Origin of the sequence: Paracoccus versutus (assembly GCF_029909795.1) — a bacterium.
Taxonomy (GTDB): domain Bacteria; phylum Pseudomonadota; class Alphaproteobacteria; order Rhodobacterales; family Rhodobacteraceae; genus Paracoccus; species Paracoccus versutus.
Map to the genome: position 1 here is coordinate 1781349 of NZ_CP038196.1, position 15214 is coordinate 1796562.

Genomic DNA, 15214 nt, shown 5'->3' on the forward strand with positions numbered 1-15214 from the left:
TGTGCGGGGCGGCAGGCCGGGCGCGGTCAGTCCACGCCCAGGGGCTGCGCGTCGTGGAATGCCTGAAGGATGGCGGTGCCGGACAGGCCCTGGCCGTCCATGCGCTGCGCCCAGGCGTCGATGACCGGCGCCAGCTTTTCCTGCCAGCGCGGCTCTTCCTCGGCCGTGACCGTGACCGGGACATAGCCGTGCTGGTCGATCATTTCCTGCCGGACGCGGGCCTCGTCCTGGTCCAGCCATTTGCAGAAGCGCGGCTGCATCTGGGCGGCGGCCTCCTCGAAGGCGGCCTTGGCCTTGTCGGACAGCCCTTCCCATTTCTTCTCGCTGATGGCGAAGATCACCGAGGTCGAGCCGAGGCTCGGCCCTTCCAGCCCGTATTTGAACAGCGTGTCCAGTTCATAGGGCGGGGCCGAGTGATAGGGCCAGAACGCCCCGTCCATGGTGCCGCGCCGCAGCGAATCATTGACCTCGGGCGCCTGGATCTGCACCGGCACCGCGCCAAGCGCACGCGCCGTCTGCTCCATCGCCGCGCCCGAGGCGCGCAGCTTCAGCCCCTTGAGGTCGTCAAGCGTCCTGAGTTCCCTGGAGGTGGTCATGGCCTTGTAGGTGGGCAGAACCGCCACGAACAGCGGGCGCAGGCCCTGGGGCTTGTATTCCGCCTCGTAGAGCGGGCCGCCGGGCTGCGCGATCGCCCAGAGCTTGCCGGTCGCCTCGCAGGCGCTGCCGTATTTGACCGGCAGTTCCGAAACCGAGGTCAGCGGCAGCTTGTCGGGCATGTAGGAGCCGACCAGCACCGCCATATCCGCCAATCCGCTGCCGAGCAGGCCGATATAGTCCTTGCCCAGCTGGCCGGCGGGAAAGTTCTGGAACTGCACCTCGCCGCCCGTCGCCTCGGTGATCATCTCGGTAAAGGGCTGGCCGCCCTCTTTCCAGCCGAAATGCGTCGGCGGGAACATATGGGTGAATTTCAGCGTCACCTGGTCCTGCGCCAGGGCCGGCTGCACCGCCCCCGAGGCAAGGATCGCGGCCGCAAGCGCGGCCTTTCTGGCAAGGTCCAACATCAACTCCTCCGATCTGTTGGTATGGCGGCGGTTTCCCTTCCCGCCGCGCGTTCGGGCTGATTGCCATTTCTAGGGCGAAACCGGCCGCGGATGGCCCGAATCCGTCTTTTGCACAGCAGAATACGATGCCATCCATCGGAAACACCTCTGACCCGCGGGCGGGCTCATTCCTTGCCGGCCTTGTCCGCATGTTCGGGCCACAGGCTGGCCACCAGGTCGCGGTTGCGGCCATAGGCATAGCAGCTGTCGATCTTGACAGGATTGCCGTCCCGGTCCCGCGCATCCAGCAGATGCAGCCGCTCGACCGTCATGGTCTGATAGGCGGCACTGGCCAGCGGCGTCAGGATTTCCTTGAGATGCGTGCAGGTGTCGCAATTGGGCAGGCGCTCGCGGATCGCCCGGTTCCAGCCGCGCCCGATGCTGACCCCGACCATGGCCTGCAGCGTATCGCCGCCGCCGGGACATTGGCGATAGGGATGCGAGGCGATGAAGGTGCCGATTTCGGTGATCACCATGTCCTTGTCGAAAACCACGGTGACGCCCAGGTCATGCACCGGCGCGCCGGCCGGCACCGGCCGGGAATCGCCCGGCGGGGTAAAGTCCACCGGCTTGCGGTCGGTCAGATGCGCCCGCAGCTCGAACCGGCCGTCGCTGCGCCGGTAGCCGCGAAAATCCAGGCGGCGGTGGTGCATCTCTTCGCGGGTGATGCCGTCGTCTTCCGGCAGGTCCGGCATGGGTCTCCTCCTGTGGCTCAGGCCGGCTTTCCGGCCAGCAACCGCTTCAGGGCATCGTCGTCGTCGCCGATCTCGGGCGCGGCATGCAGCGGCGGCGGGCGCCGGCCGTCGAAGGACAGCGGCAGCTGGACGGTCTCGATCTCGTCCTCCTGCGGCTTGGCGATCATGCCAAGCGCGCGGGTCTGCTGGTGGTGGAACAGCTCGGCGGTGGTCTGCACCGGGGCGGTGGCGATGCCGAAGCGGCCCAGGTGGTCGTCCCAATGGGCACGGTTCTGCGTCGCCAGCCGCTCGCCGATCAGGCGGTCGATCTCGTCGCGATGGGCCAGCCGGCCGGCATTGGTGGCGAATTTCGGATCGCTGGCCCATTCCGGCCGGTCCAGCGCCTCGCAAAGCCGGGCGAACAGCCGGTCGTTGGCACAGCTGACGATCTGATAGCCATCCGCCGCCCGATAGGCGCGATGCGGCACGATGAACGCCACGCCCGAGCCGAAGCGGCCGCCCGGCTCGCCATCCGCGGCGTAATTGGCGATGCCCACGGTCATCCAGGCGATGGCGGTTTCCAGAAGCGAGCTGTTCACCGTCGCGCCCTGCCTGGTCCGCGCCCGGCGGAACAGCGCCGCCAGAATGCCGATCACCGCCCACATGCCGGTGCCGAAATCCACGATCGAGACGCCGGCGCGGACCGGGGCCTGCCCCTCCTCGCCGGTCAGGCTCATGATGCCGGCGAAGGCCTGCATCAGCGGGTCATAGCCCGGCAGGCGGTTCATCGGCCCGACATGGCCGAAGGCGCCGACCTCGCAGCAGACCAGATCGGGCTTCAGCGCGCGCAGGCTTTCCGGGTCCAGCCGGTATTGCCCGGCCGAGCCGGGCCGAAGGTTGTGCAGGAACACGTCGGCATGGTCGCGGATCAGCACATGCAGCGTATCGAGCTGCGCCGCATCCTTCAGGTCCAGGCAGATCGAGCGCTTGCCGCGGTTCAGCGAATGATAGGCGGCCCCGCTGCCCTTCCATTGGCTCGGCCCCCAGCTGCGCGAGGAATCGCCGGGGCCGGGACGCTCGATCTTCCAGACCTCGGCGCCAAGCGCCGCCAGCACCTGCCCGCCGAAGGGCGCCGAGGCGCTGTCGCCCAGTTCCACCACCACGATGCCTTTCAGGGGTAGCTCGTCGCTCATTTCCGTCTCCTCCGTCTCGCTCAATCGGCCGTCCGGGCGCCGCCGCTGGCAACGAGGCCGGCGGCCTCATCCTCCGAGAACCCGTATTCGCCGAGCAGTTCCAGGGTGTTTTCGCCCAGCCGCGGGCTGTGGTGGCGCAGCTCGGGCTTGCTCTCGCTCCAGCTTTGCGGCAGGCCGATGGTGCGCAGGCGCCCCTCGCTCGGATGGTCCTGCATTCCGAAAAAGCCCACCGCCTGCATATGCGGATCGCTGAGCAGGGTTTCGGGCGTGTTCATCCTGATGACCGGGATATCGGCCTCGGTCAGCAGCCTTTCCCATTCGTCGCTGGTCCTGGTCTCGAAAACCTTGCCGAGGAAGCGGTAAAGCTCGTCGATATGCTGGGTGCGGCCGTAGATCGTGGCATAGCGCGGATCCTCGGCCATCTCGGGATGGCCCGACAGATGGAAGAAGCGGTGCCAGTGCTTGTCGTTGTAGACGTTGACGCCCAGATAGCCGTCCTTGGTCCTGTAGGGCCGGCGGTCGGGGCTGGTCATGCGCACATAGCCCCAGTCGCCGATGGGCGGATCGAAGGTCAGCCCATACATGTGGTCGCCCATGACGAAATGGCTGAAGGTCTCGAACATCGGCACCTCGACGCATTGGCCGTGCCCGCTGCGCTCGCGATAGTAAAGCGCCGCCGTGACCGCATTGGCCGTGGCCATGCCGACGATGCGGTCCGCGATGGCCGAGGCGACATAGACCGGCTCGCCATTGTTGCGCCGCCCCTGCACCACCGGCATGCCGACGCCGGCCTGGATCAGGTCGTCATAGGCCGGACGGTCGGCATAGGGACCGTCCTGGCCGAAACCGAAGCAGCCGCAATAGACCAGCCGCGGGTTGAGCTTGTGAACCTCGTCGAAGGACAGGCCCAGCCTGGCCAGCGTCCTGGGCCGGAAACTGTGCAGCAGCACGTCCGCCGATTGCAGCATCTTCTTCAGCGCCGCAAGCCCCGCCGGGTTCTTGAGGTCCAGCACGATGCTGCGCTTGTTGCGGTTCAGGTGCAGAAAGATGACGCTCATGCCCGGATTGCGGGCGGGGCCGACGCCGCGGGTGGTGTCGCCGCCGGGCGCCTCGACCTTGCAGATGTCGGCGCCCAGGTCGGCCAGCAGCAGCGAGCCGTAAGGCCCCATGAAATTCGAGGTCAGGTCGATGACCTTCACATCCGCAAGCGGTCCCGGCATCTTCTTCCTCCTCCCATTCCTGCGTCCCCGGCCAACCTGCCGGAAACGCTCATTTTCATTCTGCGCATCGGAAGACGGGCAGGGTGTGTCTGCCGCGCTTGATGAAGGCGACCTCGACGGGGCGGCCGATGCGCATGTCCTCGGGCTTGCCCTCGATCTGGGTGAAGAGGTGATAGCCCTCCTCCAGCACCACGAAGCCGACGGTGTAGGGCGCGATCGCCTGCCAGGCCGGGGTCGGGCCGCGGCCCACCGTGCTGTGGGAATAGATCCGCCCCTTGCCCGAGGAGCGCCGCCATTCCAGGGCCTCGCCGTCGCATTCCGGGCAGAAGGACCGCGCCGGCCACACCACCGCGCCGCAGCCGGTGCAATGCTGGTAGGTCAGCTCGCCCCGCGCGCAGGCCTGCCAGTAGGGCGCGGCGTCCATCTGCGCATAAGGCTGCGGAAAGCCGTCGACATATTCGATTTCCATGGCGTCTCCCCTTAGGTCCGGTTGCCGAGGATGGCGACGGCGCCGGCCGCCAGCATGCCGCCCGAGCCCTGCACCAGCACCGTCTGCGGCCGCTTCGACGGCGCCGCCCCCAGCGCGGTGCCGCGCAGCTGGCGGATGGCCTCGACATAGCTGTCCATGTTGCACGAAATCCCCGGCTGGCCAAAGGACAGCCAGCCGCCGTTGGTGTCCAGCGGCAGGTCGCCGTCGATGCCGGTGCGCCCCTCGCGGTAGAGCCGCGCGCCCTTGCCCTTTTCGGCAAAGCCCAGGTCCTCGAGGAGGATCGGCCCCATATGCGCGAAATTGACCGAGATCTGCGCCATGTCGATGTCGTCGCGGCCGATGCCGGCCTGGGCGAAGGCCTGGCGCGCCGCCTCGGCCGTCGCGGTATGGGTGATGTTGGGCAGCGGGCCCAGCGTGTCGAAGCGCGCCCGGCGCATGTTCATCCGGTCGCCCAGGTATTCATGGGTCGAGGCCGAGCCGTAGCCCAGCAGGTAGACCGGCGCCGCGAAGTTGCGGGCGTTCCCGGCCGAGGTCACCACCAGCGCCCCGCCGGTGCCGCCGCCCCAGGTCGAGCACATCCAGCGCCGCAGCGGGCTCGAGACATAGGGCGAGGCCAGCACCTTCTGCGCGTCGATCTCGCCGAAGCGGGCCTTGGCGGCATGGGGGTGCTTCACGCCCCATGCCTGGTTGGCGATGGCGACCTGGGCGAAATCCTCCTCGGTCACGCCGAACTCGTGCATGTAGCGGCAGGCCGCCTGGGCATAGAGCGAGGGGATGGTGGGGCCGTAGGGGATCTCGAACTGCGGGTCGGCATCGGCCTCGGCGCCCATGGCCACCGCGTCGACGAAAAGCTCGGTGGCGTCGCTTTGCAGGCAGAGCACGTATTCGGCCTTGCCGGCGGCGATCATCTGCGCGGCCATGCCCAGGCTGGCGGTCAGGCCCGCGCCGTGCATCGTCAGCTCGCTGTTGATCGTCACCGGCATCTGCATGTGCGAGATGAAGATGTTGGACCATTGCGAGCGCTTGTCGGCCCAGGGCGAGCGGCCGGTGAAGACCGCATCGACCTGCTGCCGGCCGATGCCGGCGTCCTTCAGCGCGGCGCGGGCGGCCTCGACCGCCAGCCGCATCGGATCCTTGCGGTTGTCGCGGCTGGCATAGGCATCGCCCATGCCGACGATGGCGGCGACAGGGCCGGTGGCGGGGCTGGGGCTCATGGCGTCAGTCCTTGAAGATCGGCGTGGCCTGGGCCATCAGCTCTTCCAGGTCGGCACGCTTGCGCAGCATCAGGATCGACCATTCGCTGCGCTGAAGCACGTCGCCGTTCTGATTATAGGCCTTGATCAGGAAGGTGCCGACACCGAACTTGTCGTCCTTGTCCTTCTTGGCGATGACCTCGCCGGTGGCATAGACCGTGTCGCCGATCTTGACCGGGTGCAGGAAACGCAGCTTGTCGACGCCGTAATTGGCCTGGATCGCCGGGCCGAACTGCAGGAGCCCCGAGATCAGCGAGAAGGTCAGCTGGCCCTGCACGATGCGTTCGCCCCAGCGGGTCTTGGACGAATATTCGGTGTTCGAGTGGATCTCGATCCAGTTGCCGGTCAGCATGCAGAAATTGACCACATCCGTTTCGGTCACGGTGCGGCCAGGCGAGCGGAAGACATGGCCGATTTCCAGCTCGTCCAGCGGGGTGTTGACGCGATTGTCCGCAATCATGGCTTCATCCTTTCAATGGGTTGCATCCTCCTTGGGGGAGGCGGCGCCGCGGCGGGGAGGCGACCGGCGGCGCCGCGCGACGCGGGTCAGAGCCGCATCGACTTCGAGATGATCGTCTTCTGGATCTGCGAGGTGCCGCCGCCGATCGTGGACTGCACGCTTTCGCGCAGGTAGCGCTCCATGTCGGCCTCGGGCAGGTTGGCGTGGCCGCCCAGCACCTGCATCCCGGTCAGCGCGCATTGCTTCAGCGTCTCGGAGCCATAAAGCTTGGCCATCGACACCTCGCGCGAGCAGGGGATCTTGGCGGCCGCCATGCGGGCGGCGCGATAGCACAGCAGGCGGGCGGCATCGACTTCGGTCTGGCGCTCGGCCAGCATGTGGCGCAGCACCTGGAAGTCCCAGATCGGGCGGCCGAACTGGATGCGTTCATGGGCGTATTGCGTGGCCTTGTTGACCGCGGTCTGGGCGTTGCCGACATAGGCGGCGGCGACCGAGCAGCGTTCCAGCTCCAGATGCGCCAGGATGATTTCCCAGCCCTGGCCTTCCTTGCCCAGGAGGGCGTTGCCGGGCACCTTGACCTCGTCGAGGAAGATCTCGGTGGTGCCGGTGGCGTGGCGCGACAGCGTCGGCAGCTTGTTGATGACCATGCCCGGCGTGTCGTTCGGGATCAGCAGGATCGACAGCCCGCCATGCTTGTCGTCGGCATCGGTGCGCACCAGCATGGCGATGACGGTGTTGTTCGCCGCCGCGCCCGAGCACCACAGCTTCGAGCCGGTGACGATCCAGTCGCCGTTCTCGTCGCGCCGCGCCCGCGTGGCGGTGTTCGAGGCGTCCGACCCCGCGCCCGGTTCCGAGATCGAGACCGAGAAGCGGATCTTGCCGTCGATGAAGGGCTTGATGTATTGCGCCTTCTGTTCTTCGCTGCCGTATTTCTGGATGTTCATCGCGGTGAAGGTCGGCACCAGGATGGCGGCGGCGAAGTCGAAGCCGTATTTGCCCAGGCCCTCGGCCATCAGCGTGTAGTCGAAGATGTCGCCGCCGGCGCCGCCGTCCTCTTCCTTGAACAGCAGCCCCAGCCAGCCCTGCCTGGCGATCTTGTCATAGGCTTCATAGGGATAGTCGCGGTTCATGTCGCATTTGCGGATATATTCGACAGTCACCTCGTCATCCATGAAACGGTTCACCGTCTCAAGCCAAAGCGCCTGCCCCTCGTCCAGAAAATTCTTGTCCATTCCGTCCTCCTGAAATCCATAGTAAGGCGACCGGGCGATCCGCCAGGCCGCGTTGAGGGCAAGCTAGGCAGACGCGGCCCAGGAACCAACTTGCGTTTCCTGAAACGGCAATTCGAGAAAATCGAATTGGCTGGCCGGCGGAACATCGAAAATCCAACCAGCTGTTATTCATGGGAAATTTTCTGAGGCTCCTTTCCCAGCGCTGCCTGGTTATTGGGTTTTTCTATATCTCGTCATGAATATCCCTATGACTTCCGCAGCCTTTCGGCAGGATGCTTGCCTAGGGCAAAACCCCGTCCCTAAAATCCCGCGCAGATTCACCTGCGGTTCGTCCGGCAGGATTCGCGCCCGGCATCGGGGAGGAAAGACATGGCCAAGGCGACGGAACCAGAGCGTTTCGAGCATCTCTATATAAACGGCGAATGGGTGAAGCCGATCGACGGCGCGCTGGTGGACAGCATCGACCCCGCCACCGGCAGGCCCTGGGCGCTGGTCGCCTTTGCCGGCAAGCAGGAAGTCGACCGCGCCGTCGAGGCCGCCCGCGCCGCCTTTCGCGGCCCCTGGCGGCGGATGCCGGCGCATGAGCGCGCGGCCATGCTGCGCCGCTTTGCCGAGGCCTTCCGCGAGGCGATCCCCGAGATCATCGAGCATGAGGTCCGCGACAGCGGCCGGCTGATCGTCGATGCCCGCGCCGACCTGGGCGCCGAGGTGGCCTGGTATCACTGGTTCGCCTCGCTGGCCGACAAGACGCTGGGCACCACGGTGCCGATGGACGACAGCGTGCATTGCTTCACCACCCGCGTCCCGGTCGGCGTGGTCGCCGCGATCACGCCCTGGAACGCGCCCCTGATGACCATCTGCCTGAAGCTGGGCGCGGCGCTGGCCGCCGGCTGCACCCTGGTGGTGAAGCCGGCCGAAACCACGCCGGTCTCGACCCTGCTCTTGGGCCGCATCGCCGAGCGTGCGGGCCTGCCGCCGGGCGTCCTGAACATCGTCCCCGGCCACGGGCACGAGATCGGCGACCACCTGGTCGGCCATCCGGGCGTGGACAAGGTGTCCTTCACCGGTTCGGGGGCGACCGCAAAGCGCATGCTGAAGACCGGCGCCGACAGCCTGAAGCGCTTTACCTTCGAGCTGGGCGGCAAGGCACCGCATATCATCTTTGCCGATGCCGACCTGGAGCAGGCGCTGAACTCGGCCACCTCCTCGGCCTGGACGAATTGCGGGCAAAGCTGCGCGCTGGGGTCGCGCGTTCTGGTCGAGCGCCCGGTCTACGACCGCGTGGCCGAGATGTTCCGCCAGCGTGCCGCCACCGTGCGCGTCGGCATGCCGATGGACGAGGCGACCCGGATGGGGCCGCAGAACAGCCAGCAGCAGCTGGACAAGACCCTGTCCTATTTCGAGATCGGCCGCGCGGAGGGCGCCGAACTCCTGGCCGGGGGCCGCCGGATCGACCGGCCGGACCTGGCCGGCGGCTATTTCGTGGAGCCCACGGTCTATGCCGGCGTGACCAACCAGATGCGCATCGCCCGCGAGGAAATCTTCGGCCCGGTCGCCGCGCTGATCCCCTTCGACGGCGAGGAAGAGGCGATCGAGATCGCCAACGACACGCCCTTCGGCCTGACCGCGGGGCTCTGGACCAACGACCTGGGCCGGGCGCATCGGGTCTCGAACCGGATCGAGGCCGGCAGCGTCTGGGTCAATACCTATCGCTACGTGCGCTGGTCGCTGCCCTATGGCGGCTTCAAGCAAAGCGGCTGGGGGCGCGAGAACGGCATCGACGCGCTCGACCCCTACCTGGAAACCCGCACCACCGTCATCAGCACCACCGGACAGGCAGCGAACCCCTATGCCTGAGGGGCCGGCCATGGGATTGGCTATGCGTCTGCCAAAACCATAGCCTTTCCCTATGGGACGTCCCGCTTCGGCGATGATGCCTTTGGGAAGGTTTGCGGGAAACGCGGCTGCGGATGTAAAATCGGCCGCATCTACCCCGGATCCGATGCCCGCCGATCGCGGGCAACCCTATCGGACACAAGCCGGAAATCATCGGACCAGGAGAAAAGGGGCCGATCGGGCTTCGCTTGCGCGCGCGGGCCGCAAGGCCGGGTCATCTGAAAAATCGGCGCCGTCCCGGCTGGCGGCACATGGGAGGAGAAATGGGAAAGGTTATCATATCACTGGAACGGCTGGGGCTTGCGCTTGCCGTCATATGCGTCACGCTGATCATGTTCATCGTGTCCTATGACGCGTTCTCGCGCTATGCCTTTCACGCGCCGCTGCCCTGGGCCTTCGAACTGATCAGCTATTACCTGATGATCGCCGCGACCTATTTCGCGATCTCGGCCACGTTCCAACAGGGCGACCACATCAATATCGACCTGTTCCGCAGCATCATGGCACCGCGGCTTCGCCGCCTGCTGGACATCCTGTGGTCGCTGCTGGGCGCTGCGATCTTCGCCGTCGTCGCCCATGGCGCCTGGGGCGAGATGGCCCATGCCTATACCCGCAACGAATTCCTGCCCGGCTACATCACCTGGCCGGCCTGGGTGTCGCAGCTGCCCATCGTGCTGGGCTTCGCCCTGCTGGTGGTGCGCCTTTGCGCCCATGCCCTGACCCTGCTGCTGCGCGGATCCGATCCCGATGTCGTCGATCACACCACCGGCGTCGAAATCAAGGAACATCACGAATGATCGCCACCATCATCGTCCTTCTCATGTTCGTGCTGCTGGCGGCGGGCATGCCGGTGGGCTTTACCCTGATCGCCTCGGGCGCGCTTGGCATCTACTGGATCGGCGGCGGATCGGCGCTGCTCGGCATCCTCTCCAGCATGCCCAAGGACAGCGCCTCGTCCTATGAATTCCTCGCCATCCCGATGTTCCTCTTGATGGCCGAATTCGTGCTGCGCTCGGGCGTCGCCGACGACCTGTTCCAGGCCGCGGCCGCGTGGTTCGGCCGCGTCCGCGGCGGGCTCGGCATCGCAACCGCGCTCGCCGGCGCAGGCTTCGGCGCCATCTGCGGATCCTCGACCGCATCCGCCGCCACGCTCGCCTCGACCTCGCTGCCGGCCATGCTGAAATACGGCTACGACAAGCGCATGGCATCGGGCGTCGTCGCCATCTCGGGCACGCTCGCCATGCTGATCCCGCCCTCGATCGCCATGGTGGTCTATGCGCTGCTGGCCGATGTCAGCGTCGCCAAGATGCTCATCGCCGGCGTCGTGCCCGGCATCCTCGTCACCCTCACCATCGCGCTGACCGTCTATGTCCTGGCCGCGCGCAACCCCGAGCACGCGCCGCTGAGCCAGGCCTTCCCGCTGCGCGAAAAGCTGGCGCTGCTGCGGCTGATCCTGCCCATGGTGCTGCTGATGCTGGTCGTCACCGGCGCCATCTACACCGGCATCACCACGCCGACCGAGGCCTCGGCCGTCGGCGCCTTCGCCGCGGGCCTGCTCTATCTCAGCCGCCGCCACAAGGACACCTCGCTCGCCGAGATCTACGCCATCATCGCCCGCGCCACCCGCACCTCCTGCATGCTGGCGATCATCATCCTGGGCGCGCATGTCTTCACCACCTTCTTCGCGCTGACCCAGACCACCGCCATGATCATCGACTGGGTCGGCGCGCTCGAGGTCAACCGCTGGGTCATCATGGTGCTGCTGATCGTGGTCATCCTGATCCTGGGCTGCTTCATGGACCAGATGGCGATCCTGGTGCTGACCGTGCCGGTGCTGGCGCCGCTGCTGACCTCGATGGGCTTCGACCTGGTGTGGTTCGGCGTGGTGCTGATCGTCACCGCCGAGGTCGGGCTGGTCACGCCGCCCTTGGGGCTCAACTGCTTCGTGGTGTCGAAATACGCCCGCATCCCGACCGGCGACGTGTTCTGGGGCGTGCTGCCGCATGTCTGGGCCCATCTCATCGCCATCGCCATCATGCTGGCCTTCCCCGCCATGGTCATGTGGCTGCCGAACCACATGTGACGAGGGCCCGAAACCGAAACCGCGGGCGCCCCGGCATGCCGGGGCGCCGTCATGGAGAAAGCCATGCCCACCGATCCCGACCTGTCCCGCATCATCCGTCCGGGCGATTGCCTGATCTGGGGCCAGTCCCATGCCGAGCCGCGCCGCCTGATCCGCATGCTGGCCGAGCAGCGCGGCCGGCTGGGCGGGGTGCGGGTCTTTCTGGGCATCGGCCTGTCCGGCCTGCTCGGGCCCGAACATGCCGACCATATCGACTTCCTGGCCTATTGCGCCAGCGGCACCAACCGCGCGCTGATGCAGGCCGGGGTGCTGGACATCCTGCCGGTGCATTACTCGCGCCTGCCGCAGCTGCTGCGGGCCGACGTGGCGATGCTGCAGGTCTCGCCCCCCGACGCGCGCGGCCGCTACAGCCTGGGCATGGCGCGGGAATACCTGACCGCGCCCCTGTCCCGCGCCCGCGCCATCATCGCCGAGGTCAACCCGGACGTGCCCTGGACCTTCGGCGGCCCCTACCTGACCCGCGACGATTTCGCGCTGCTGGTGGACAGCGACGCGCCCCTGCCCGACGCCCCCGCCCGCATCGGCCCGGTCGAGACCGCCATCGGCCGCCATGTCGCCACGCTGGTCGAGGACGGCGCCACCCTGCAAACCGGCATCGGCGCGATCCCCGACGCGGCGCTGGCGCAACTGGGCGACCGCCGCGACCTGGGCATCCACAGCGGCAGCCTGGGCGACGGCGTGGCCGCCCTGCAGCAGGCGGGCGTGATCACCAACAGCCGCAAGCCGATAGACCCCGGCGTCACCGTGGGCGGCGTGCTGATGGGCGGCCCCGCCCTGCGCCGGCTGGCGCACCTGAACCCGCAGATCGAGCTGCGCGGCACCGAATACACCCATGATCCAAAGGTGCTGGGCCGGCTCGACCGCTTCGTGGCGCTGAACTCGGCGGTCGAGGTGGACCTGACCGGCCAGGTCAACAGCGAGGTCGCGGGCGGGCGCTATGTCGGCGCGGTGGGCGGCATCATCGACTTCCTGCGCGCCGCCGGCGCCAGTCCGGGCGGCGTGCCGATCATCGCCCTGCCCTCGACGGCGGGCGCGCACAGCCGCATCGTCGCCCGGCTTTCAGGCCCGGCCTCGGTGCCGCGGGCGGAATCCTGCGTGATCGTCACCGAACACGGCGTGGCCGACCTGCGCGGCCTGTCCTTGCGCCAGCGGGTTGACCGCATGATCGCCATCGCCCATCCCGATCACCGCGAGGCGCTGGCCCGCGAGGCGCATGAGAAAGGACCATGGGGATGAGCGAGTTCGGCATCCCGACGCTGCACAGCCGCGTCGAAAGCTGGGAATGCGACTTCAACGACCATTGGAACGCGCGTTTCTATGGCCGCAGCTTCCAGCTGGCGCTGGAGACGATCCCGACCCTGCCCGGCGTCACCGACCTGGGCGAGGCCCCGCCGCTGACCCGCTATATCCGCTTTCACCGCGAGCTTTTCGTCGGCGCCGGGGTCGAGGTCCGCTCGGCCCGGCTGGCGGACGGCGCCCATGCCGGCGCGATCCTGCACCGGCTGTCCAGCCTGGGCCAGCTGGCGGCGACGGCGCTGGACATCGGCGGCATCGCCGTGCGGGGCCTCTTGCCGGACGTCCCGGCCAGCGCCGCGCGCCTGGCCCTGCCCCGCGGCCTGGCCGGTCGCGACGACGCCCGCTGGGACAGCGAGCGCGGCGCCACCCTGGCCGAGACCGGGCCGATCCGCCCCTGGGAACTGGACCATCGCGGCCGGCTGCTGTTCGAGGAGCTGGTGCGCCGCGTCGCGCTGGCCTCGCATTTCCATGTCGGCCAGCTGGGCTTTACCGACGAATTGCGGCGCGAGACCGGCATCAGCCGCATGGCGGTCGAGACCCGCGTGACGCAGATCTCCGATGCGGCCGCCGGCACGCCCGTCCGCATCCGCTCGCGCGTGTCGCAGGTGGGGGCGAAATTCTTCACCGTCACCCATTCGGTCGAAACCCATGCCGGCCAGAAGCTCGCCTTCGTCGAGCACAGCATGGTCACGGTGGACCTGAACGCCCGCCGCGCCATCCCGGTGCCGGAGTTCCTGCGCCGGCTGGAGCTGTAGCGCGCCGGCCCGGCCTAGGCGGGCTCGTCCAGCACGATGGTCTTGCTTTCCAGGAAGGCGGCCAGCCCCTCGGGCCCGCCCTCGCGGCCGATGCCCGACTGCCGGAAGCCGCCGAAGCCGATCGAGAAATCCGTGCGCGGCCCGTTGTGGCCCACCGTGCCCGAGCGGATCTGCCGCGCCACCCGCAGCGCCCGGTCGCGGTCGTTGGTGAAGACCGCGCCGTTCAGGCCGAAGATGGTGTCATTGGCGGTGCGGATCGCCTCGGCCTCGTCCTCGACCGCGATCACGCCCAGAACCGGGCCGAAGATCTCTTCGCGCGCGATGGTCATGTCGTTCGAGACATTGCCGAAGACCGTCGGCTCGAAGAAGAACCCCCGGTTCAGATGCGACGGCCGCCGGCCGCCGGTGGCAAGCCGCGCGCCCTCGGCCAGGCCCTGCGCCACATAGCGCTCCACCGTGTCGCGCTGGCGCGCAAGCGCAAGCGGCCCCGAGGTGGTCGCCGCGTCGAAGGGATCGCCCAGCACGATCCCTTGCGCCACCGCCGACAGCGCCTCGACCATCGCGTCATGTTTCGCGCGCGGCACGATGATCCGCGTCAGGCTGTGGCAGACCTGCCCGGTCAGGTAGCCGAAGAAGAACCCACCCAGCGTATTCGCCGCCGTCTCGATGTCGTAATCGTCCAGCACCACGGCGGGCGACTTGCCGCCCAGTTCCAGCGTGACCCGCGCGATGCGTTCGCCCGCGGCCGAGGCGATGCGCCGGCCGGCCGCCGTCGAGCCGGTGAAGGTGATCTTGTCCACGCCGGGGTCGCGCACCAGTTCCTCGGATTCGGCGCGGTCGGCGGTCAGGATGTTCACCACGCCCGGCGGCAGCCCGATCTCGTCGCAGATCTCGGCGAAAAGATAGGCCGAGCAGGGCGCCTCGGGCGCCGATTTGACGATGACCGTGCAGCCGGCCAGCAGCGCCGGCGCGACCTTGTAGGCCAGAAGGCCCGCCGGTCCGTTCCAGGGGATGATGACGGCGGTGACGCCCACCGGCTCTTGCACGCGCAGGCCCCTGTGGCCGGTCTGCGCGCGCTGCTCGACCTCGAAGGGATAGGTCGCGGCCATGGCGGCGTATTGGCGGAACGCGCCGCTGATGAACAGGCCGATGCGCGGCTGCGCGACCCTGTAGACGACGCCGGACTCGATGCTCCAGATCCGGGCGAAATCGTCGTTCATCGCCTCCAGCCGCTCGGCCAGCCTTTCCAGGAAGGGCGCGCGCTCGGCCGGGGTCATGCGCGGCCAGGGACCTTGGTCGAAGGCCGCGCGCGCCGCCTGCACGGCACGGCGCATATCCGCGGATTCGGCACGGGCGACGGTGGCCGCGACCTCTTCCGTCGCGCAATCCAGCACGTCGAACGTGCCGGTCCCGGCCGGTTCGACCCATTCGCCGCCGATATAGAACCTGCCGGGATGCTTCAGTTCGATGCGCCGCGCCGTCATGGCCGTTTCCCCCCTTTG

Annotated in this window: 14 protein-coding genes; 5 read left to right on the forward strand and 9 right to left on the reverse strand. The window is 67.9% G+C overall.

Features of this window, described 5'->3' with window-relative positions; genetic code table 11:
- Positions 1-26 precede the first annotated feature (26 nt).
- From E3U25_RS08785 to E3U25_RS08820, 8 genes are all read right to left on the reverse strand, one after another.
- Positions 27-1061 (reverse strand): TRAP transporter substrate-binding protein, encoded by a 1035-nt coding sequence (locus E3U25_RS08785; RefSeq protein ID WP_116220613.1) that lies wholly within the window; start codon positions 1059-1061, stop codon positions 27-29.
- Positions 1062-1225: 164 nt separating this feature from the next.
- Positions 1226-1795 carry a DUF2889 domain-containing protein gene (locus E3U25_RS08790; protein ID WP_116220612.1) on the reverse strand — a complete coding sequence of 190 codons (570 nt, stop codon included), beginning with the start codon at positions 1793-1795 and terminating at the stop codon, positions 1226-1228.
- A gap of 17 nt (positions 1796-1812) precedes the next feature.
- Positions 1813-2967, reverse strand: coding sequence for a CaiB/BaiF CoA transferase family protein (locus tag E3U25_RS08795; protein WP_116220611.1), 1155 nt, complete (start codon positions 2965-2967; stop codon positions 1813-1815).
- 20 nt (positions 2968-2987) lie between these two features.
- A complete protein-coding gene (locus tag E3U25_RS08800; protein WP_116220610.1) occupies positions 2988-4187 on the reverse strand; it encodes a CaiB/BaiF CoA transferase family protein in 1200 nt (399 codons plus the stop codon).
- Between the two features lie 55 nt (positions 4188-4242).
- Positions 4243-4656, reverse strand: a complete 414-nt coding sequence (locus tag E3U25_RS08805; protein ID WP_116220609.1) for a Zn-ribbon domain-containing OB-fold protein — start codon at positions 4654-4656, stop codon at positions 4243-4245.
- 11 nt (positions 4657-4667) lie between these two features.
- Positions 4668-5891 (reverse strand): thiolase family protein, encoded by a 1224-nt coding sequence (locus E3U25_RS08810; RefSeq protein ID WP_116220608.1) that lies wholly within the window; start codon positions 5889-5891, stop codon positions 4668-4670.
- 4 nt (positions 5892-5895) lie between these two features.
- Complete coding sequence (locus E3U25_RS08815) at positions 5896-6390, reverse strand: MaoC family dehydratase (RefSeq protein ID WP_036761367.1); 495 nt, start codon at positions 6388-6390, stop codon at positions 5896-5898.
- An 86-nt stretch (positions 6391-6476) separates the two neighbouring features.
- Positions 6477-7622 (reverse strand): acyl-CoA dehydrogenase family protein, encoded by a 1146-nt coding sequence (locus E3U25_RS08820; RefSeq protein WP_116220607.1) that lies wholly within the window; start codon positions 7620-7622, stop codon positions 6477-6479.
- 369 nt (positions 7623-7991) lie between these two features.
- Here E3U25_RS08820 and E3U25_RS08825 point away from each other — a divergent pair, with 369 nt between their 5' ends.
- From E3U25_RS08825 to E3U25_RS08845, 5 genes are all read left to right on the forward strand, one after another.
- Entirely contained in the window at positions 7992-9479 is a 1488-nt protein-coding gene (locus E3U25_RS08825; protein WP_116220606.1) for an aldehyde dehydrogenase, read from the forward strand.
- A gap of 302 nt (positions 9480-9781) precedes the next feature.
- A complete protein-coding gene (locus tag E3U25_RS08830; protein WP_072464433.1) occupies positions 9782-10315 on the forward strand; it encodes a TRAP transporter small permease in 534 nt (177 codons plus the stop codon).
- Positions 10312-11601: a TRAP transporter large permease gene (locus E3U25_RS08835; protein WP_116220605.1), complete on the forward strand. Its 1290-nt coding sequence runs from the start codon at positions 10312-10314 to the stop codon at positions 11599-11601. Before E3U25_RS08830 ends, E3U25_RS08835 begins: the two co-directional genes overlap by 4 nt.
- 51 nt (positions 11602-11652) lie before the next feature.
- Positions 11653-12897 (forward strand): acetyl-CoA hydrolase/transferase family protein, encoded by a 1245-nt coding sequence (locus E3U25_RS08840; RefSeq protein WP_114536034.1) that lies wholly within the window; start codon positions 11653-11655, stop codon positions 12895-12897.
- The gene (locus E3U25_RS08845; RefSeq protein WP_072464292.1) at positions 12894-13712 is read left to right on the forward strand and encodes a thioesterase family protein; all 819 of its coding nucleotides are present in this window, start codon (positions 12894-12896) and stop codon (positions 13710-13712) included. The genes E3U25_RS08840 and E3U25_RS08845 overlap by 4 nt, the downstream gene beginning before the upstream one ends.
- A gap of 14 nt (positions 13713-13726) precedes the next feature.
- On the opposite strand, the gene E3U25_RS08850 is transcribed toward E3U25_RS08845, so the two are convergent.
- Positions 13727-15196 (reverse strand): aldehyde dehydrogenase, encoded by a 1470-nt coding sequence (locus E3U25_RS08850; protein WP_116220604.1) that lies wholly within the window; start codon positions 15194-15196, stop codon positions 13727-13729.
- Positions 15197-15214: the final 18 nt, after the last annotated feature.